This window comes from Streptomyces sp. NPDC034037, from assembly GCF_055575715.1.
This window is the reverse complement of record NZ_JBVISC010000002.1, coordinates 931336-950164: the sequence shown is the minus strand read 5'-3', so window position 1 is coordinate 950164 and position 18829 is coordinate 931336. Positions and strand designations below refer to the sequence as shown.

The following is an 18829-nucleotide window of genomic DNA, read 5'->3' as shown; positions in this document are numbered from 1 at the left end:
CTGGTGGGCTAGTGGTGGCCGGCCGCCAGTGCCTTTTCCGTGGCCGACCGCACCAGGGCCTCCGTGGCGCCCGTCAGCGCGAGACGCGGGGGGCGACTCGGCCCGCCGAAGCGGCCCGCGATGTCCATCGACAACTTGATGGACTGCACGAACTCGGTCTTGGAGTCCTGGCGCAGAAGCGGGTGCAGTGACCGGTAGAGCGGGAGCGCCGTTTCCAGATCGCCCGCGCAGGCGGCGTGGTACAACTCCGCGCAGGACGCGGGAAAGGCGTTCGGATAACCGGCGACCCAGCCGACCGCGCCCGCGAGGGCCAGTTCGACGAGGACGTCGTCCGCGCCGATCAACAGGTCCAGTTCAGGCGCCAGTTCGGCGATCTCGTACGCCCTGCGCACATCGCCGCTGAACTCCTTCACCGCCACGATGCTGCCGTCCGCGTGCAGTTGGGTCAGCAGGTCGGGCGTCAGGTCGACCTTCGTGTCGAGCGGGTTGTTGTACGCGACCACGGGCACCCACGCCTTGGCCGTCTCGGCGTAGTGGGCGCGCACGGCGCCTTCGTCGGCGCGGTAGGTGTTCGGCGGCAGGAGGAGCACCGAGCCGCAGCCCGCCTCCGCCGCCTGTTCGGCCCAGCGGCGGGACTCGGCGCTGCCGTAGGCGGACACGCCGGGCATCACGCGTGCTCCGTCGCCCGCCGCTTCGACGGCGGTGCGGACGACGCGGGCGCGTTCGTCGTCGGTGAGGGTCTGGTACTCGCCCAGGGAGCCGTTGGGGACCACGCCGTCGCAGCCGTTCGCGAGGAGGTGCCGGACGTGCTCGGCGTAGGCGTCGTAGTCGATCGAGAGGTCCTCGCGCAGGGGGAGCGCCGTGGCGACCATGATGCCGCGCCAGGGGCGGTCCGGGGTCCAGGTGGCGGAGGTCATGAGGGGTGCCCTTCTGTGGGGTCGTCGGCGGGGTGGCCCGTGGGCTGGTCTGGCTCTGTTCGGGGTGTGCGCTTAGGGGGGTGGGTCGGTGCGTCGGGTGTGTTGGGCGTGGTGGAGGTCATCGGGGGTGCGCAGGAAGTGGCGGGTGGGGCTTGTGCGGGGGGCGGGCCCTGAGGGGTGAGGCGTGGCTCGGGCAGGCGGGCCAGGACGCCGAGGGGGACGGGCGCGGCCAGTGGGCGCCGGTCAGGGGGCATGGTGGTGGGGGGTGCCGGGGTGTCGGGGGTCGCAGGGGTGGCGGAGGGCGCCGTGGTCTCGGAGGTCGCGGGGGTGCCGGTGGGCGGCGCCGCGAGACAGGCCACGGCGGTCCCGCACATGCGGCCCTGGCACCAGCCCATGCCCGCGCGGGTGAGGAGCTTGACGGTACGGGCGTCACGGGCGCCGAAGTCGGCCACCGCCTCGCGGACGCGCCCGGCCGGCACCTCCTCGCAGCGGCATACGTCCGTGTCGTCGGGCAGCCACCGCGTCCAGCCGGGGCCCGGCGCGTGCGCGGCGGTCATCGTCTCGGCGAAGACGCGGGCGCGGTCGCGACGCCGTCGCAGGGCGCGCAGGTGGGACAGTGGGGCCCGAGGGGCGCCGGTCAGGCGGGACACGATCGCGTGGGCCGCCAAGGTGCCTTCCGTTATGGCCAGTTGGGCGCCGCCGATACCCGATGTCTCTCCCGCCGCCCACAGGCCCCGGAGCGAGGTCTCCTGAAGGGGGCTCAGTTCGAGGGCGTGGGTTCCGTCGGGGGCGCGGCGGGTGGCGCAGCCGAGTGCGGTGGCCAGGTCGATCTGCGGGACGAGGCCGTGACCCACCGCGAGCGCGTCGCAGGCGATGCGGCGCGCCGTACCCGGGATCGGCCGCCAGTCGCGGTCCAGGCGGGTGACCGTCACGGCCTCCACCCGGTCTGTGCCGTGCGCCCGGGTCACGGCGGTGCGGGTGCGCAGGCGTACCCGGTGGCGCAGCAGGGCCGTGCCGTGGAGCGCGGCCTCCGCGAGCTTGTGCGGGTTGGCGGCGAGGGCGCCGGGGCGGCGGGCGTAGCCGAGGTATCCCGAGGCCTCGATCACCTCGGGGACGCGGGCCCCGGCCGCGGTGAGCGAGGCGGCGACGGTGAGCAGCAGCGGGCCGCTGCCCGCGACGACGACACGGCGGCCGGGCAGGGCGAGCCCCGACTTGAGCATGGCCTGGGCGCCGCCCGCGCCGACGACGCCGGGCAGGGTCCAGCCGGGGAAGGGCAGGTGGCGCTCGTACGAACCGGTCGCCAGGAGGACCGCTCGGGCCCGCACGATGACCGGCTCCCTCCCCGAGTCGGGCTCTTCTCCGGCAGACGGGTGATCCGGGTCTTCTCCGGTGAGGGCGTGGACGGCCCACTGGGGCGGCAGGGGTGCGCCAGGCGGCGCCGGGCCGTCGGCCGCCTCGCGTGTCACCGTCCAGACGTGGTGGCCGAAGAGCAGGGTGACGCCGCTCGCCGCCAGTCGAGCGCGCAGCCCGGCGAACGTGGACCAGTCATGGTGCAGGGCCTCGGGACGGGTGGCGCCCGTGGCCGGTGAGGGGTGCCGGTAGAACTGGCCGCCCGGCTGACCGGCGGCGTCCAACAGTGCGACCCTCAGGCCAAGTTCGGCGGCCGTCACCGCGCCGGCCAGGCCCGCCGGACCGGCGCCGAGTACCGCGAGATCGTACGTCTCAGACGGCGAGCCCGGCATGGCCGTCCCCTTCCTGTGTGGTCACCACGTCACCGGGCCGCGCGGTGACCAGGCACGCTCGCCGGTTCGGGCGTCCGTTGACGGTCGCGAGGCAGTCGTAGCACTGGCCGATGCCGCAGAACGCCCCACGTAACCGTCCGCCGATCCGGGTACGGCGCCAGGCGAGGATGCCCGCGGACCAGAGAGCGGCGGCGAGGGACTGCCCGGGCAGCGCGGTCAGTTCGCGTCCGTCGAAGGTGATGGTGAAGGCGGCGTCCGGGGTGACGCCCACGAGCGCTGCGGGTGAGCGGCTGCCGGGATACTTCCGGTCCTGGTCCTGGTCCTGGTCGTAGTCCTGGTCCTGGTCCCCGTCCCGGACCCGGCCGTCGGGCCTTTGGTCGGTGGATGTTACGTCGTCATCTGCCATGGGCCCGGCCCCTCTCGCGCCGCTCATTCGCTCGACCCGGTGTGCCTCATGGGCCTCGTACGTCTCGTGCGCCTCGTGCTTCTCATGTGTCCCGCACCTTCTCGTCGGCCTTTCCCGTGAAGCGTTCCGGGGCGAACGGCGTGACGTCCAGCGGTGGCTCACGGCCCGTCAGCATCGCGGCGATGAGCAGGCCCGTCGCCGGTGCGAGCCCGATGCCCGCGCCCTCGTGGCCGCACGCGTGCAGCAGCCCGGGGACGCGGGGGTCGGGGCCGATCGCGGGGAGGTGGTCGGGGAGGTAGGGCCGGAAGCCCGCGTAGGCGCGGATCGCTCGTACCTCGGCGAGGGCGGGGAAGAGCCGGGTGGCCTGGGTCGCGAGGCGCCGCAGGACCTCTATGGACAGAGTGCGGTCGAAGCCCACCCTCTCCCGGCTCGCCCCGATGAGCACCGGGCCCGCCGGGGTGCCTTCCACCACCGCGGAGGTCTGGAGGGCGGCGGAGCCGCTCGCGACGTCCGCGACATAGTCGGCGGAGTACACCTTGTGCCGCACCACGCGCGGCAGGGGTTCGGTGACGAGGACGAAGCCGCGACGGGGCAGCACCGGCAGTTCGACGCCCGCGAGGCGGGCGAGCCGGCCGCCCCAGGTGCCGGTGGCGTTGACGACGTGCGGTGCGCGGAGGTCGCCCTGGGGCGTCCGCACTCCTCGTACCGCGCCGCCGGACCCGGTGAGTACCGCGGTGACTTCCACGCCGAGCCGCAGTGTGAGGCGTCCCCTGTCGCCGCCGTCCTTATTTCCTTCCAAGGCTGCCGCCCGGAGCAAGAGCGCTGCTGCCAGGGCCGGTTGGACCTGGGCGTCCTGCGGGTAGTGGATGCCGCCCGCGAGACCGTGGGCCAGGTGGGGTTCCAGGTCGGCCAGGCGGTCGGCCGGGACCTCGGCCGCTTCGACGCCCGCACGTTGCTGTCCTGCCGCGAAGTCCCACAGCGCGGCCAGCCCGGCCTCGGTGGAGGCGACGACCAGGCCGCCCTTCCTCTCGTACTCGACGCGTGCGGGGAGCGAGGTCGCGAGGTCGCGCCACAACTGGGTCGACAACAGGGCCAGTTGGAGTTCCGGGCCCGGCTCCTTGTCGGAGACGAGCAGGTTTCCCTCGCCCGCGCCCGTGGTGCCGCCCGCGACGGGGCCGCGGTCGACGACGGTGACGTCGAGGCCGAAGAGGCAGGCGTAGTAGGCGCAGGCCGCGCCGACGACTCCCGCTCCCACGACGATGAGATCCGAGGTTTCCGGCCGTCCGTAAAGGTGTCCCGTCAGCACGGTAGTAATATTTCACATGGCACTGGTGCTGCCAAGGGTGCGTGCGGGGACGGGAGTTGGCGCAGGCGAGGGCGGGGCGGTCGGGGGAGTGGTCAGTCGCGTCGGTTGTGGGTGCCGGGGGTGTAGCCGTACGCGCGGCGGAACACGTCGATGAAGGCGCTGGTGGACGACCACCCGCAGCGGTGCGCGACCGTGGTGACCGGCAGTCCGTCGGCCAGCATCCGCAGGGCGTGATAGAGCCTGAGCTGGGTGCGCCACTGCGGGAAGGTCATGCCCAGTTCGCGGCGGAAGAGGCGGCTGAGGGTGCGTTCGCCGGCCCCGGCCGCGGCCGCCAGTTCGGCCAGGCCGCGTGGGTCGGCGGGGTCGTCGCGCAGCAGGTCGCAGACGGTCGCGAGGCGGGGGTCCGAGGGGGTGGGCAGCTGGACGGGCTGCTGGGGTGAGGCGCGCAGTTGGTCCAGGAGCACCGCGCGCAGGCGCCGGCGCTCCGGGGTGTCCTCGTGCGGCTCCCGTGTGCAGGCGAGGATCAGTTCGCGCAGCAGCGGGCCGACGGTGAGGACCGTCGGGGCATCGAGGCCCAGCGGGTTCGTGGTGGCGGGCAGGCCCAGCAGGTGCAGGGCCAAGTGGCCGTGGGCGCGGTGGGCGTGGACGCATCCGGCGGGAACCCACAGGGCCCGGGTACCGGGCGCGAACCAGGTGCCGGCGCCGGTGGTGACGGCCACGACGCCGGAGCCCGCGTAGATGATCTGGTGGTCGTCGTGGCGGTGCGCGTCAATGCGTTCGCCGGGGGCCAGGGCCTGGGTGCGGGTGGGAGCCTCGGGGGTGTGGCGGATGCCGGGGGCCGGCTGGGCGGCGGGGGTGACCGGCTCTGGCTTCTGGGGGTGGGGGATGTCGCGCGCTGGCTGGGGGTGGTGGGTGCCCGGGACTGGCTGGGGGTGGTGGGTGCCCGTCACAGGCGGCGGATGGGCGACGTCCGGTGCTGGGTGGGTGTGGCCAATGTCCGGTGCTGATTGGGGGTGTTGGGTACCTGGAGGCGGCCGATGGGCGGCGTCCGGCACTGGCTGGACGTGGCGGGTGCCCGGCACAGGCGGGAAGTGCGCGACGTCCGGCATGGGCGGGGCGTGGGCGACATCCGGCTCTGGCTGGGCGTGGTGGGTGCCCGGCACAAGCGGGGGCTGGGCGGTGCCCGGCACTGGCCCGGGATGGTGAATGTCCGGCTCCGGCGAAGAGTGGCGGTTGTCCGGCATGAGTTGGCATTTTATCGGAAGCGCGCCAGCGGAACGGGTCGCGACGATGATGCGGTGAACCATTCCCGAGTCGGCGGGCCTCTGCGGAGCATCCGCCACGCCCAATTCATCCGCCGCCCCCAACGCTCCCAGTCCACTCGTCGCACCGGCACCAAACGCCCCCGCCTTACCCGCCGTTCCCGAACCGTCGACCGCCCCCGCCCCACTCGCCGCCCCCGCCTCATCCGCCGCTCCCGAACCGTGGACCGCCCCCGCCCCACTCGCCGCCCCCGCCCCATCCTCCTCCTCGCCCTCAGTCACGCCTGCGTGGACGTCTATCAGGGAGCCGTCGCCGCGCTCGTGCCCTTCTTCGTGGCGGAGCGTGCCTACAGCTACGCCGCCGCGTCCGGCATCGTGCTCGCCGCGTCCCTCCTCTCCTCCCTCGTGCAGCCGCTGTTCGGCGCGCTGACCGACAGATGGGCCATGCCGTGGCTGCTGCCGGTGAGCACGTTGGTCGGCGGGGCCGGGGTGGCCCTCGCCGGGGTCGGCGGGCACTACGTCCTGACGCTGCTCGTCGTCGCCGTGTCCGGGATCGGCGTCGCCGCGTACCACCCGGAGGCGGCACGCGTGGCGCGGCGGGCCGGCCGGGGCGATCACACCGCCATGGGGTGGTTCTCCCTGGGCGGCAACCTCGGTTTCGCGACCGCGCCCCTGCTGACCGCCGCCGTCGTCGCCACAGGCGGCCTGCGGGCCTCCCCGCTCCTCGTGGTCCCGGCCCTCGCCGGGGCGGCGCTGTGCGTGGCGGCGCTGCGGGGCATCCGGGCGGTCGAGACGGCCGCCGCCCCGAGCGGGGCGCCGGACCCCGTCCTCGCGGAGGACGACTGGCCCTCATTCCTGCGGCTGTCCGCGGCCATCGCCTGCCGCTCCATCGTCTTCACCGGGCTGAGCACGTTCATCGCCCTGTACGTGCGGCAGCGCACCGGCGGCGGGGAGACCGCGGGCACCCTCGCGCTCTTCGTCCTCTACCTCGGCGGCGCCGTCGGCACCGTCGCCGGCGGGAAGCTCGCCGCCCGCCACGGACGCCTGCCGGTGGTGCGCTGGTCGTACACCCTGACGGTGTTCGCCGTGGCGGGCGTCGTCCTCGCCCCGGCGCCGCTGCTCCTGCCCTTCGTCGTTCTCACGTCGGCCGGCCTCTACGTGCCGTTCTCTCTGCACATCACCCTCGGCCAGGACTATCTGCCCCACCGCGTGGGCACCGCGAGCGGGGTCACGCTCGGTCTGACGGTGAGCATCGGCGGCCTCGCGAGTCCCCTCGTCGGAGCACTCGCCGACGCCACCTCCCTGCGCACCGCCCTCGTACCGCTGATCGCCCTGCCCGCCCTCGGCCGGTTCCTGCTGCGCACCCTGCGCGAGCCGGGGGAGCCGGGGGAGCCGGGTGAGAAGGCCGCCTCGCAGCCCTGACCGGCGATGAATGACCCTGACCTGACCTGACCTGACCTGACCTGACCTGACCTGACCTGACCTGACCTGACCTGACCTGACCTGACCTGCCACGCCCCGTCCCGCGTGCCCCCCCGTGACCCCGCGCGGGGCGGTCCGCAGAGTCCCCGGGACCCGGGAGATTTCCCGTTTCCTCGTTCCTGAGGGGTTGTCAGTGCAATATCACATTACTACGTTACGCATCACATGGTCAGGCGGCGGCCATGCACACGTCACTCGCACGCCACCTCAAGGGCCGTCGCGCACAAGGCAGTTGACCGAGGCAGTACCTTCCCACCCCACACAGGAGCCATCGGTGTCCCAGCCACGTCCACGAACCCTGCGCAGATCCGCGCTCGCCGGCGCGATAGCGGCGACCCTCTGCGCCACGGCCGCCCAGTACGGATACGCGGCGGCCGACCCCGCCCCCGCGGCCCCCCGCCACGCCTCCGCCTCCGTCGCCACGGGCAAGGCCGCCGAACCGAACCCCTTGGACATCGTCGACCGCCGGGCGAAGGCCCCCAGGCCCGGCGTGTACAAGATCCCGGCGCCCGGTGGCCTCACGGGCGGCGGCACCCCCGGCCGTACCGCCAAACCGCAGGGCGCCGGGGCGAAGGGCGCGGTGGCCCCCTGCACCCTCGACGGCGTCACCGGTCTGTCCCCCGAGCGGTTCACCGACTTCCTCGCCGACCCCGCCGTCACCGCCAACGGCTGTCTGAGCGGGCTCATCTGGAACTGGGACCGGCGACTCGCCCCCGTCATGTCCGACGCGCACGTCCAAGCTGTCTCCGCCCGCGTCACCCGGCTCGCCGCCACCCACGACGGCAAGAACGGCAGCAACCTCCTGGAGCTGCTCACCTACCTCCACGCCGTCGCCTACCAGGACTTCTCGCACGACGAGATCGACGTCACCGACGCCCCGACCGTCGACGCCATGCGCCGGGCCGTCGCCGCGTACGGCACGGCCCCCCGCACCTTCGACGTGACCCGCTCCAACGCCGAGTCCCTGCGCGAGGCCCTCTACGCGGCGAGCGCCCCCGGGCTGCGCCAGCACCAACTTCCGCTCGTCAAAAGGGTGCTGGCCACCATGGACGCCGCGCACCCCGAGACCGCCAAGGACACCTTCTGGGCCGGGTCGGCGCTTGCCGCGCTGTCGCTGAACTACCTGGGCGTGTATCCCGGCAACCAGGACACCGCCTTCCACGCGGCGGTCAAGGCCGACCCGTCCTACCGCGCCGCCTTCAAGGCCTTCGCCGGCCACACCCACCTCAAGGGCACGGCCAACGCCTGGGTGGTCCGCGACGCGCTCAGCGAGTACGGCAGGTTCGGCCAGATCGAGGGGCTGAGGAGCGAGATCGTCTCCGGACTCGGCGGCCTGGTCGCCGTCACCACGCGCAACTTCGGCGAAGGCAGCGCCCCTTGGGCCAAGGTCGCCACCTGGCTGAACGAATACGGGGCCTGCGCGCCGTACAAGGTCTGCAAGGCGGACATCGAACGCCGCCTCTTCCCGCGCACCTTCACGTACGACAAGGGCGGGATGAAGGCCCGTACCGCACTCGACCGGGGGACCGTCGACCAGCTCTACTACGCGAGCAAGCAGGTCAAGGCCCAGTTCCACCGCGTCATCGGCACCCGGGAACCACTCGCCGGCGACCCCAACACCACTCTGACCACGGTGCTTTACGCCTCCCGCGCCGACTACGAGAACTACCACCCGCTGCTCACCGGGATGGACACGAACAACGGCGGCGTCTACATCGAGCAGGGCGCGACCTTCTACACCTACCAGCGGCGCGTCCCGCAGGACTCGACACTGACCCTGGAAGAGCTCTTCCGGCACGAGTACACGCACTATCTCAACGGCCGCTGGGCGGTCCCCGGCTTCTTCGGCGAGGGTCCCTGGTACGAGGGCGACCGGACCACCGCGATGGACGAGGGCACCGCCGAGTTCTTCGACGGCGCCACCCGCGACGACGGCGTCAAGGTCCGCAAGTCACTGGTCCAGGGCATCATCGACGACACGGCGGGCGGCGGCCCGAGGATGAGCGTCGACCGGCTGCTGCACGCCACGTACGACGGGGACGGCTTCCGCTTCTACGACTACGCGGGCACCTTCTTCGAGTTCCTGTGGAGCGAACGGCCCACGCTCATCCGGGAGATGTACGCCCTGCTGCGCGCCGACGACCCGGCGGGCTTCGACGCCTGGCGCGACCGGCTCGGCAAGGACAGCGGGCTGCAGAGCGCGTACGACGCCTTCCTCGACCGGCAGATCGCCCACGTCGACGAGCTGTTCGTGCCGGACACGACGTACGTGCCGGTGGCGCGGCTGCGCGACACCACGGCCGCCCAGGTCCGCGACTCCTTCAAGGCGACGACGGGCAGCACGCCCGAGTGCCGCTCGAACGGCGCCCCGGAGCGCCCCCGCTACCTCTGCACCGGGCGGATCACCGCCAACCTGAGCGCGTCCGGCGATCCGGACGCCGTGTTCGAGGACATGTCGGAGACGGTGGACTACTACCTGCTCGACCGTGCCGAGGCAGGGCACAACAACCTCGCCGACATGAACTGTTCGTTCGGCCAGGTGGAGATCTGGTCCAACGGCCGGGCGGGCAGCGCCGATTACGACTGCGAGGGCCCACTCAAGGGCTGAACCGTACGGGGCCGGCGCCCGGCGGGGCGGGTCAGGCGCCGGCCCCCACCAGGAGTTCCGCCGCCGCGATCCCGGACACCCGGGTCGCACCGTGCGTGATCAGATGGGCGGCGCCCGGCGTGTCGCCCCCCGGGACGCCCATCTCGACCACCAGCGCGTCGGGGCGGCTGCGCAGGAGGCGGGTCAGCGTGTCGGTCATCCAGCGGTGGCGGGCCGCGTCGCGGACCACCACCACCAAGGCGCGGCCCGTCGCCGGAGCCAGGGCCTCCCGCTCCAAAAGGTCGCCCTCGTGGGCCAGTTCGGGCTCGGTCAGGCGTACGGACGTCGTGCCCGGGCGCAGGTCGCGCAGGGGGCCGGCGACGCCCCACGGGGTGTGGCCGTCGACGGCGAGGTTCATCGTGGGGGACAGCTCCACCACGTGCGGCGCGCCCGTGACGGGCAGCGCCGTCTTGGAGCGGTGGCGCACGCGGACCGCGCGGCGCGCCGCGACCAGGCCGATGTCCGAGTCCCGCACCGCCCCCGCCACGGCCCGGGAGCGCTCACCCGACCACGCGGCGAACGCCGCGACCCGGGCGCTCGCCGCCGCCAGCCGCTCCTCGGGGAGCGAGCCGCCGAGCACGGCCTTGACCAGGGCCGTGGCGAGCAGGTCGACCGTGGCCTCCGCGGCGCTCTCGCCGCCCACGCACACCGCGTCCACCCCGCCCGCGACCGCCCGGACGGTGGCCCCGTCGATGCCGTAGCGGTCGGTGACGGCGCCCATCTCGATGCCGTCGGTGACCAGGAGCCCGTCGAACCCCAGCTCGCCGCGGAGCAGGTCCACCAGAATGCGGTGGCTGAGCGTCGCCGGCAGGTCGGGGTCGTACGCGGGAGCCAGCACATGGGCGGTCATCACCGCGCGGACGCCCGCCTCCTGCGCGGCGATGAACGGCGGCAGCGCCGTGAGCGCGATCTCCTCGGCGGAGCCCCGCACCTGCGGCAGACCGTAGTGCGAGTCGACCACCGTGTCCCCGTGGCCGGGGAAGTGCTTGGCGCAGGCGGCGACGCCGGCGCTCTGCAGGCCGCGGATCCAGGCGGCCGTGTGACGGGAGACGAGGTCGGTGCGGGAGCCGAAGGAGCGTACGCCGATCACCGGGTTGAGGGGATTGGAGTTCACGTCCGCGCTGGGCGCGAAGTTGAGGGACACGCCGGCGGCGTGCAGGTCGCGGCCGATGTCGTGCGCCACGCGCTCGGTCAGGTCGATGTCGTCCACCGCGCCGAGGGCGAGGTTGCCGGGCCGGGACGAGCCCGTCCACGCCTCCAGACGGGTCACGTCGCCCGCCTCCTCGTCGATGGCGACGATGAGGTCCGGGTTCTCCGCGCGCAGGCTCGCGGTGAGGCGGGCGACCTGCTCGGGCGTCTCGATGTTCCGCGCGAACAGCACGACGGAGCGCAGGCCCTCGGCGATGCGGCGGCGCACCCAGTCGGGGGCCGTGGTGCCCTCGAAGCCGGGCTGCAGCACGGAGTTGGCCAGCTGCTCCAGAGTGGGGTCACTGCTCGGTGCCATGGCGCGACCTCCGAAGGTGCGGGTACGTGGCGTACGGGGCGTGGCCCGTGGGACGTGGGGCACCCAGCGGGGCTCCTGCAGATTGGTCCAGGCCAATCGGATAGTGGATATTGGCGCGCGGCGATCGGAGCTGTCAAGAAGCCGGAACCGGCCGAGGCGGGCGAATCGAACTCCCGCGAGGAGATGTTGGGCGATGCTGGAGTCGTCCGCTGATCGCAACCGGTGGGGGGAAGGCCATGCGCAGGTATGAACTCGTCGGCAGGCGCGACATCAGACTGGTCACCGACGTGGCGGTGCCGGAGCCGGGGCCGCTGGAGGTGCTCGTGCGCGTGCGCGCCTGCACGGTCTGCAACCGCAGCGACCTCGCCTACTTCCACTACTACGGCCTGCGCGCGCACTGCTCCGAGGGCTGTTTCGGTCATGAGATCGCCGGGACCGTCGAGGCGACCGGCGCCGGCGTGAGCCGGGTCGTGCCCGGGCAGCGGGTCTTCGTGCGGACCCCGCTCACCACCGGGTACGCCGACTTCGCGCTGGCCCGCGAGATATCCGTGGGTGCGCTGCCCGACGCCGTCCCCTTCGAGCAGGGCGCGATCCTGCAACTGCTGCCGCTGGCCGTGCACGCCACCCGCGGCGTGCGGCTCGGCGACCGTGTGGCGATCGTCGGGCAGGGTCCCGTCGGGCAGCTGGCGCTGCGTGTCGCGCTGGCCCGCGGCGCCGCCGAGGCCGTCGTCGCCGACCTCGACGCCTGGCGCCTCGAACGGTCGTCCGCCGCGGGCGCCGACGCGGTACGCCGCGTGGACGGCGGCAGCGAACAACTGGCGGCGATCGGCGCGGACTTCGACGTCGCCGTGGATGCCGTCGGCACGCCCACCACGCTCAACGCCTGCGTCGGACTCGTACGCCAGAACGGTCTCGTCGTCCTCCTCGGCACCCATCACATCGACACGCACGTCACCCTCGACCTGGTCACCTGGGAGCGCAAGGGACTGCGGGTGCACAGCTCCGCCGAACCCCTGGACACCGCGCGCGCCGAAGCCCTCGCCGCCGCCGAACGCCTCGCCCACCGCCGCACGGACGCCCTGCGCCTGCCCGACCTGCACACGCACACCTACCCCCTGGACGAGCTGCCGAAGGCCATGGAGCAGCTCTCCGCGAGCCGCGCCCTGTACCCCGACGGCGAGCACGCCCCCTACGCCGGGCCGCCGCGCGAGACGCTGAAGGTGGCGATCGTCCCGTGAACCCGCGGGCGTGCGCCCTGAACCCGTGAGGTGGGCCATCGCCGGATACGGCGACATCGTGACGCGCCGCGCGCTGCCGGCCCTGCGCGCGCTCGGCGAGGAACCGGCCGCCCTGTGGGGCCGCGACCCGCACCGCGCGGCGCGCGTCGCCCGGCGGTTCGGCGTCGCCAGGTCCGGCGCCGACCCCGGGCTGCTGCTCACGGACGTCGACGCCGTGTACGTCGCCACGCCCGTCGCGAGTCATGTGCCGCTCGCCCGCGCTGCGTTGGACGCCGGGCTGCCGGTCCTCGTCGAGAAGCCGCTCGCCGGGGGCCTGGCCACCGGCGGCACGCTGGCGGTGGCCGGGCGGTGCGCGGGCGTCGCGTACTACCGCAGGCTCGCGCCCGCCCCGCGCCGACTGCGCGCGGAACTCGCCCGGTGGACGCCCGAGCGGGTCGACGTGCGCTTCCGGTGCTCCTTCGATCCGGGCCCCGGCGACCCGATGCGCTGGCGCACCGACCCCGCCGTCTCGGGCGGTGGCGTACTCGCCGACGCCGGAAGCCACCGCGTCGACCTGCTGCTCCACCTCTTCGGGCAGCCGTACGAGCTGACGGCGCGGCTCGGCGACCGCTTCCCCGAAGGCGCGGAGCGGCGGGCCGACCTCACCCTGACCTGGCCGTCGGGGCTGAGGGCGCGCTGCCTCCTGGAGTGGGGCGAGGGCCCGCCCGTGAACCGCGTCGAGCTGACCGGGGGCGGGCGCGCCGTGACGCTCGACCCGCTCGATGCGGGACGGCTCGTGGGGCTGACCGGGGCCCCGCTCCACCTGCCCCCGGCGGCCAACCCCCACCAGCCGCTGTTCGCCGACTTCGCGGCGGCCGTCAGGCAGGGCCGGGCGCCGGTGTGCCCGGTGGCGGAGGCCCGGCTGGTGGATGATGTGATCACGGCGGCACAGCGTTCGAACGCGATGGGCGCCCGCCCGATCCGACTCGGGACCTGATCGCCCGACGGGCACCTCACGCCCCGTCGTCCGCCGACCAGGGCCGCAGCCAGCGCGGGTCGGGTCGGTCGTCGCGGCGTACGAAGCGGGCGTCGACGGACAGGCGCATCGTGTCCGTCGTGGTGTCCAGGGACGCGTGGATGATGTGCGGCAGGTGCACCATCACGTCGCCCGCCGCGAAGTCCGCCCAGAGCCAGCGGCGGCCCAGCGTACGGGCGGTGAGCGCCAGGTCGTGGCAGATCTGGCGGCGGTCGCCCGGCCGGTCGGTGATGTCGCGCAGCGGCGCGTACTCCTCCGGTGCCAGCCGGTGCGAGCCCTCCAGGTACACGAGCGCGCCGGTCGCGGGCGGGCAGTCGCCGACGGGGATCCACAGGGTGACGACGCGCGGCGAACCCCGGTCCATGTAGTCGAAGTCGACATGGGCGCGCGAGGCGCGGCGCGTGCCCCGGTGGAAGTGGCGCAGGATGCGGCGCGGCAGCATCCGGACGTCGGCGTCGAGGAGCTGGGAGGCGAGCGCGGCGAGGGCGGGGTCGCCCACGAACCGGGCGAAGGGCGCCGAGCGCACGAAGGCGTACGCGGGATGCCCCGGAACCCCGTACTCCGGGATCCGCGCGGGCACCCGCCCGGAGAACACGCCGTCGCGCGGGTCGCTGCCCGCCGCGAGCAGCCCCGGCGGGAACAGCGAGAAGTACCGGCCGCGCAGCCCCAGCACCTCCCCGCGGTCGAGCAGCCCCGGCAGGTACAGGTAGCCGTCCGCATGGAGCCGCGCGCGCAGCGCCGCCGCATCGCGCGGCGACAGCAGGTCGGCGCTGGGCCGCAGCCGGCCGAAGAGTTCCGGCGTGAAGGGGATGGGCACGCCGTTCGACGACAAGTTCACTGGGGGTGTCCTTCGGTCAGTAGACGCCTTCCACCGCCTCGGCGGAGCCCTCGCCGTCCGCCCGGAAGGGCCGCACCGCGGCCACCCCGTCCCAGGGGAACCAGGGGTGCGGGCCGGTCCTGACCGCGCTGTCCCGCTCCAGGAGGTTCGGCAGGAAGAGGTCTTCGAGGAGCGTCGTGGCCCGCACGCGCCCGCGCCCGCCGACGGCGACCTCGCGCCACGGGTCGGCGGGGTCCACGACCCGCAGCACCGCGAAGGGCGGCGGCAGATGGTAGGAGTGCCCCGCCCCGTCCGGCAGCCCGGCCGCAGCGCCCGCCGCCGCGTCGCCCTGGAGCGCGTGCCCGACCAGCGTGTTGCCGTACGTGTCGATCCACTGCACGCCCGCCAGGTGCTCCTCGCGCAGGAACCGGGCCTCGGCCGCGGTGCACGACGTCCCGCCCGTGCACACCGCGCGGACGCCGAAGGCATGCAGGGGGCGCGGCAGCCGCATCGCGAGCTCCAGAAGCAGCCGCGAGGTGGTGAAGAGCAGTGCGGGGCGCTCGGCGGCCAGCAGGGTCAGGGTCTGGTCGACCAGGTGCGCGGTGTACGCGTCCGTCTCACCGCCCGAGCGCAGCGCGGCCTTCACCCAGCGCGGGTCGAAGTCGATGGAGTGCACGGCGCCGCACCAGCTGTCCGCGAGGCCCTCCACGAAGTGCCCGTAGGCGTGCGGGCCGCTCGGCGTCATGGCGAGGACGTCGCCGCCCGCCACGCCGCGCGCCTCCAGGACCGTGCGGTAGATCTCCACGTCGTACGCCAGGCGCGTGACGTTGACGATCCGGCAGGGCGCGCCGGTGGTGCCGCCGGTCTCGAAGACGCGGAAGGGCCGGTCGCGGTAGCCGCGGGGCAGCAGGTCACGGGCGTGGGCGGCGCGCAGTTCCGCCTTGTCGAAGAGGCCGAACAGCTTTAGCGCGGCGAAGCCGTCGACGTCCTTGACGGGGTCGAAGCCGAGCGAGCCGCGCCGGGCCGCCCAGAAGGGGCTCGCCGTCCGCGGGTCGAAGTGCCAGCGCATCATGCGCCGCGTCCACGAGTCGAGGTCGATGCCCAGCTCCGGGACCCGCGTGCGCAAGGTGGCGGCAAGCGTGCCGAAGGCGGTGGTCATCACGGGGCCTCACTTCGCTGGGCGGGGCGCGGACGGCACAGGGCGGTGCACGAACAGGGACCCGGCGGTGAAGGACCGCACGGCGTCGGGCCGCGCGTGCAGGACGGCGGCGAAGGGGAAGGGGACTTCGTGGCCGACCAGGGGATGGCCTTCGGGGTCCTGGATCAGCACGAGCCGGGGCAGTACGCAGGGGGCTCCGTCGACGAGGGCGATCGGGCCCCGGCGGGTGAGCATCCGGTCGTCCGGGCGCATCCGCTCCCGGACCGAGCGCAGGGCCTGGTGGGCCGTTTCCGGGTCACGGAAGACGGTGAGCGGCCAGTCGGTGTCGTGGCGGCCCGGGGCGATCGCGTCGAGGGCGTCGGCGAGAGAGGACGCGAGGGAGGCGCTCTGTTCTCGGTCCGCGCAGACGATGGTGCGTACGTTGCTGCAGAACCGCCCCGAATCGCCCGCGACCAGGGGCAGCAGCCAGGCCACGGCCTCGCCGGCCGGCATCCCGGAGGGCACCAGGGCGCAGCCCCGGCCCGGCCCGTGCAGGGTGAGCGTGGGGGCCGTACGCAGTGCCGCGGCCAGGCCGGTCCCGCCGTAGACCACCTGGCGGTCGGCGCGCCGCAACAGGCCGTGCAGCGACCGCTGCGCGCAGGGGTAGAGGCCGAGGCGGGCGGCGGGCCAGCCGACGGCGAGCAGGGCGGCGACGAGCCGGGCGGCGGAGAGCGGCTCGCGCCGGCTGGGGCGCACCCACACGGCTCCGGACCGCTCGGCCTCGCCGAGCACGGAGTCCAGGCAGGTGAAGGTGTTCCCCGGCAGCGCGACGAGGGCCAGCCGGTCGTCGGCCGGCGCCCCGGCGTCCACTTTCAGCAGGCTCTCGCGGAGCAGTGCGCACCAGCGGTCCACGAGCGGTCCGGGCAGCCCCGCCGTCTCCCACAGCGCCGCGCGGAAGCCGTCGGCGTCCTGCTCGCCGAGACCCCCGATCTCGACCCTGCCCTGGGCGAACAACTCCAGGGCGGCGAGCAGCAGTTCACGGCGGTCGGTGAGCGGCGGCAGATCGGTGCGCACGGCCTGCCACCACTTGTGGTCGGCGTCGGCGACGATCTCCGGGACCAGCGCGAGACGGTACGCCGTCCTCGTGCCCGGCAGCGCGGCGGTGTCCGGGGAGGTGTGCCAGCCACCCCTGCGGAACGCGCCGACCACCGCCGTCACGACAGCTCGCTGCGGAGCGCGGCGACCACCCGGATCTGCTCGGCCTCCGTCAGGGACGGGTACAACGGCAGCGCGACATGGTGCCGGGCGAACCAGCGGGCGTGCTCGAACCCGCCGGGCGCCGCCCGGTGGGCGCCGGACGCGAAGTAGGGGTGGTCGCACAGCAGATGGTCGTACACCTCACCGGCGAGCGCCACGCCGTGCCGCTCCCGCAGCCGCTTCTTCAGGAGCGCGCGGTCCAGCGGCCCGTCGGGGTCGGGATAGGCGAGGTACTTGTAGAAGTTGCCGCCCGAGGCACGGGGCACGGCGTGCGGCCGGATACCCGGCACGTCGGCGAGCAACGCGTCGTAGCGGGCCGCCAGTTCGCGGCGCCTCGCCAGGGTGCGGGAGAAGCGCTCCAGGTCGACCGTGCCGACGGCGGCGTGGAGTTCGCTCAGCCGCCAGTTGCCGCCCGGGCGGTCGTGCAGGGTGGAGCCCTGGGCGCTCTTGCCGTGGTCGCGCCAGCGCCGCACCTGCTCCAGATCGCCGGGCAGCGCGGCGGACAGCAGGCCGCCCTCACCGCTGACGGCGACCTTCGTCGGGAAGAAGGAGAAGGCGCCGAACCGGCCGAAGCCGCCCGCCGGACGCCCGTCCAGCGTGGCGCCGAAGGCGTGCGCGGCGTCCTCCACCACGGGGATGCCGCGCTCCCGGCAGTGCGCGAGGACCCCGTCGAGCGCGGGTGACACGATGCCGCCAATGTGGACCGGCAGCACGGCGGCCGTATCGGGATACCGGTCCAGGGCGACGCGCAGCGCGTCCGGGTCCATGCCGAGGCCGTCGAGCTCGATGTCGACGAAACGTATGGCCGCCTGGGCGCGCACCGCCGCCGCGGCCGTCGCGAAGAACGTGTTGACGGGCATGAGCACCGTGCGGCCGGACACGCCGATGACGCGCAGTGCGATCTCCAGGGCCGCCGAACCGGAGGCGACGGCGGCGGTCCGGGTGCCGGTCCAGGGGCGGGCCAGCTCCTCGAACCGGGCGACCTGCGGGCCCTGGGTGAGGACACCGGAGGCGAGCGCGGCGTCGACGCGGTCGAGCACGGCGCGCCGGTCGGACACGGTGAAGTGGACGCGCTGGGCCGGGACCGGAGCGGGAGCGGCCCGCCGCCCTGCGGACAGGGCGCGCGTGAAGAAGTCCGCCGCGTGGCCGACGTGCGTGCCGTGGCCCATGGGCAGCTCGTGCACCTCCAGCGCAAAGGCGCCCGAGGAGGCGGCTGCCGACCCGGCGCTCTCGTACGCCACGCGGACCGTCTCCGCGGCGGCCCGCGCGTCGGCCGGTTCCAGGTAGGCGTCGGCCGTGCCGTACTGGAGCTGGAGCGGGGCCGGAGCGAGCGCGGCATACAGGTCGGCCAGGTCGGCGTACTCCAGGATGCCGGGAAGCACCGCTCCCTCGTGGCCCGTCAGGAGCCGCACGAACAGCGCATGGTAGCTGCCCAGATGACTGGCCGCGCAGAGCGGCAGACCCGCGCGGGGTGCGAGCAGCGCGGTGTGCAGGGCGACCGCCGCGCCGAGGCTGTGCCCGAACAGGCCTACGCGTTCGGCGTCCACCCGTGGATGGGCCGCGAGGACGTCGAGTGCGCCCAGGGCGTCACCGACGAGCGCGCCCAGCAGCGAGCGGCCGGTCAGCGTGAACGCGTGGGCGAGCAGCGTGCCCTCGTCCCGCCCGGCCCTGCGCCCGCCGTCCAGGCCGCCGCCGATGCCGTGGTCGAAGGAGAGGGTGACGAAGCCCGCGCGGGCCAGCTGTTCGGCGACGTTGCGGTCCGGGTGGTCGGGGGGCTCGGCGCCGGTGAGCTGGTCGAGGCGGGCGTTCTTGCCGCCGAGGACGAGGACGGCCGGGCCGGGCGCGCCGTTCGGCGGGGCGAGGAGCGTGCCGGGGAAGGCGCCGCGTACCGGCGAGTCGAACATCAGCCGTTCGCGGTGCAGGCCGTCGCTCACGGCGGTGTGGCTCCCGGTGACGGTGAGCGGCGCCCGCTCCACGCGGGCCAGCCGCGCCACCACGGCACGCAGCCGCGAGGGGCGGCTTCCGGCGCCGTCCAAGGGCTCGTGGCGCAGGGCCGGTTCGGCGGCCAGGAGCCGGCGCAGGTGACGGAGCTGCATGC

General features: G+C 74.2%; 14 protein-coding genes. 4 read left to right on the top strand and 10 right to left on the bottom strand.

Annotated elements, in window-relative coordinates; all coding sequences use genetic code 11:
- Positions 1 to 8: 8 nt before the first annotated feature.
- The 5 genes from ACZ516_RS09750 to ACZ516_RS09730 form a co-directional block, all read right to left on the bottom strand.
- Entirely contained in the window at positions 9 to 917 is a 909-nt protein-coding gene (locus tag ACZ516_RS09750) for a dihydrodipicolinate synthase family protein (RefSeq protein ID WP_469009429.1), read from the bottom strand.
- Complete coding sequence (locus tag ACZ516_RS09745) at positions 914 to 2659, bottom strand: FAD/NAD(P)-dependent oxidoreductase (protein ID WP_469009428.1); 1746 nt, start codon at positions 2657 to 2659, stop codon at positions 914 to 916. Before ACZ516_RS09745 ends, ACZ516_RS09750 begins: the two co-directional genes overlap by 4 nt.
- On the bottom strand, positions 2640 to 2930 hold the full coding sequence (locus tag ACZ516_RS09740) for a (2Fe-2S)-binding protein (protein ID WP_469009636.1): 291 nt from the start codon (positions 2928 to 2930) through the stop codon (positions 2640 to 2642). Before ACZ516_RS09740 ends, ACZ516_RS09745 begins: the two co-directional genes overlap by 20 nt.
- Positions 2931 to 3147: 217 nt before the next feature.
- Entirely contained in the window at positions 3148 to 4368 is a 1221-nt protein-coding gene (locus tag ACZ516_RS09735) for an NAD(P)/FAD-dependent oxidoreductase (protein ID WP_469009634.1), read from the bottom strand.
- A 95-nt stretch (positions 4369 to 4463) separates the two neighbouring features.
- Positions 4464 to 5258 carry an AraC family transcriptional regulator gene (locus tag ACZ516_RS09730; RefSeq protein ID WP_361086764.1) on the bottom strand — a complete coding sequence of 265 codons (795 nt, stop codon included), beginning with the start codon at positions 5256 to 5258 and terminating at the stop codon, positions 4464 to 4466.
- A gap of 597 nt (positions 5259 to 5855) precedes the next feature.
- On the opposite strand from ACZ516_RS09730, the gene ACZ516_RS09725 reads away from it, so the two are divergent.
- Positions 5856 to 7055, top strand: coding sequence for an MFS transporter (locus ACZ516_RS09725; protein WP_469009427.1), 1200 nt, complete (start codon positions 5856 to 5858; stop codon positions 7053 to 7055).
- 334 nt (positions 7056 to 7389) lie between these two features.
- Positions 7390 to 9723: a collagenase gene (locus ACZ516_RS09720; RefSeq protein ID WP_469009425.1), complete on the top strand. Its 2334-nt coding sequence runs from the start codon at positions 7390 to 7392 to the stop codon at positions 9721 to 9723.
- A gap of 31 nt (positions 9724 to 9754) precedes the next feature.
- Here ACZ516_RS09720 and ACZ516_RS09715 read toward each other — a convergent pair whose 3' ends face one another.
- Entirely contained in the window at positions 9755 to 11266 is a 1512-nt protein-coding gene (locus ACZ516_RS09715) for a glycoside hydrolase family 3 protein (protein WP_469009424.1), read from the bottom strand.
- A gap of 236 nt (positions 11267 to 11502) precedes the next feature.
- Between ACZ516_RS09715 and ACZ516_RS09710 the strand changes: the two genes are divergently transcribed.
- Together ACZ516_RS09710 and ACZ516_RS09705 are read left to right on the top strand one after the other, a co-directional pair.
- A complete protein-coding gene (locus ACZ516_RS09710) occupies positions 11503 to 12504 on the top strand; it encodes a zinc-dependent alcohol dehydrogenase (RefSeq protein WP_469009423.1) in 1002 nt (333 codons plus the stop codon).
- Between the two features lie 25 nt (positions 12505 to 12529).
- Positions 12530 to 13480, top strand: coding sequence for a Gfo/Idh/MocA family protein (locus ACZ516_RS09705; RefSeq protein WP_469009421.1), 951 nt, complete (start codon positions 12530 to 12532; stop codon positions 13478 to 13480).
- A gap of 16 nt (positions 13481 to 13496) precedes the next feature.
- Here the strand turns inward: ACZ516_RS09705 and ACZ516_RS09700 are convergent, their stop codons facing one another.
- From ACZ516_RS09700 to ACZ516_RS09685, 4 genes are read right to left on the bottom strand one after another with little or no spacing between them, the layout of a single operon-like run.
- Positions 13497 to 14357 (bottom strand): phytanoyl-CoA dioxygenase family protein, encoded by an 861-nt coding sequence (locus ACZ516_RS09700; protein WP_361086675.1) that lies wholly within the window; start codon positions 14355 to 14357, stop codon positions 13497 to 13499.
- A 16-nt stretch (positions 14358 to 14373) separates the two neighbouring features.
- Positions 14374 to 15495 carry an acyl-CoA synthetase family protein gene (locus ACZ516_RS09695; RefSeq protein ID WP_469009420.1) on the bottom strand — a complete coding sequence of 374 codons (1122 nt, stop codon included), beginning with the start codon at positions 15493 to 15495 and terminating at the stop codon, positions 14374 to 14376.
- A 9-nt stretch (positions 15496 to 15504) separates the two neighbouring features.
- On the bottom strand, positions 15505 to 16692 hold the full coding sequence (locus tag ACZ516_RS09690) for a hypothetical protein (RefSeq protein WP_469009418.1): 1188 nt from the start codon (positions 16690 to 16692) through the stop codon (positions 15505 to 15507).
- The gene (locus ACZ516_RS09685) at positions 16689 to 18827 is read right to left on the bottom strand and encodes a DegT/DnrJ/EryC1/StrS family aminotransferase (RefSeq protein ID WP_469009417.1); all 2139 of its coding nucleotides are present in this window, start codon (positions 18825 to 18827) and stop codon (positions 16689 to 16691) included. The genes ACZ516_RS09690 and ACZ516_RS09685 overlap by 4 nt, the downstream gene beginning before the upstream one ends.
- Positions 18828 to 18829: the final 2 nt, after the last annotated feature.

What these genes read in the sequence shown, in the direction of transcription:
- ACZ516_RS09750 (WP_469009429.1), bottom strand. Translation starts at nt 917, where the DNA reads ATGACCTCCGCCACCTGGACCCCGGACCGCCCCTGGCGCGGCATCATG.
- ACZ516_RS09745 (WP_469009428.1), bottom strand. Translation starts at nt 2,659, where the DNA reads ATGCCGGGCTCGCCGTCTGAGACGTACGATCTCGCGGTACTCGGCGCC.
- ACZ516_RS09715 (WP_469009424.1), bottom strand. Translation starts at nt 11,266, where the DNA reads ATGGCACCGAGCAGTGACCCCACTCTGGAGCAGCTGGCCAACTCCGTG.
- ACZ516_RS09710 (WP_469009423.1), top strand. Translation starts at nt 11,503, where the DNA reads ATGCGCAGGTATGAACTCGTCGGCAGGCGCGACATCAGACTGGTCACC.
- ACZ516_RS09695 (WP_469009420.1), bottom strand. Translation starts at nt 15,495, where the DNA reads ATGACCACCGCCTTCGGCACGCTTGCCGCCACCTTGCGCACGCGGGTC.
- ACZ516_RS09685 (WP_469009417.1), bottom strand. Translation starts at nt 18,827, where the DNA reads ATGCAGCTCCGTCACCTGCGCCGGCTCCTGGCCGCCGAACCGGCCCTG.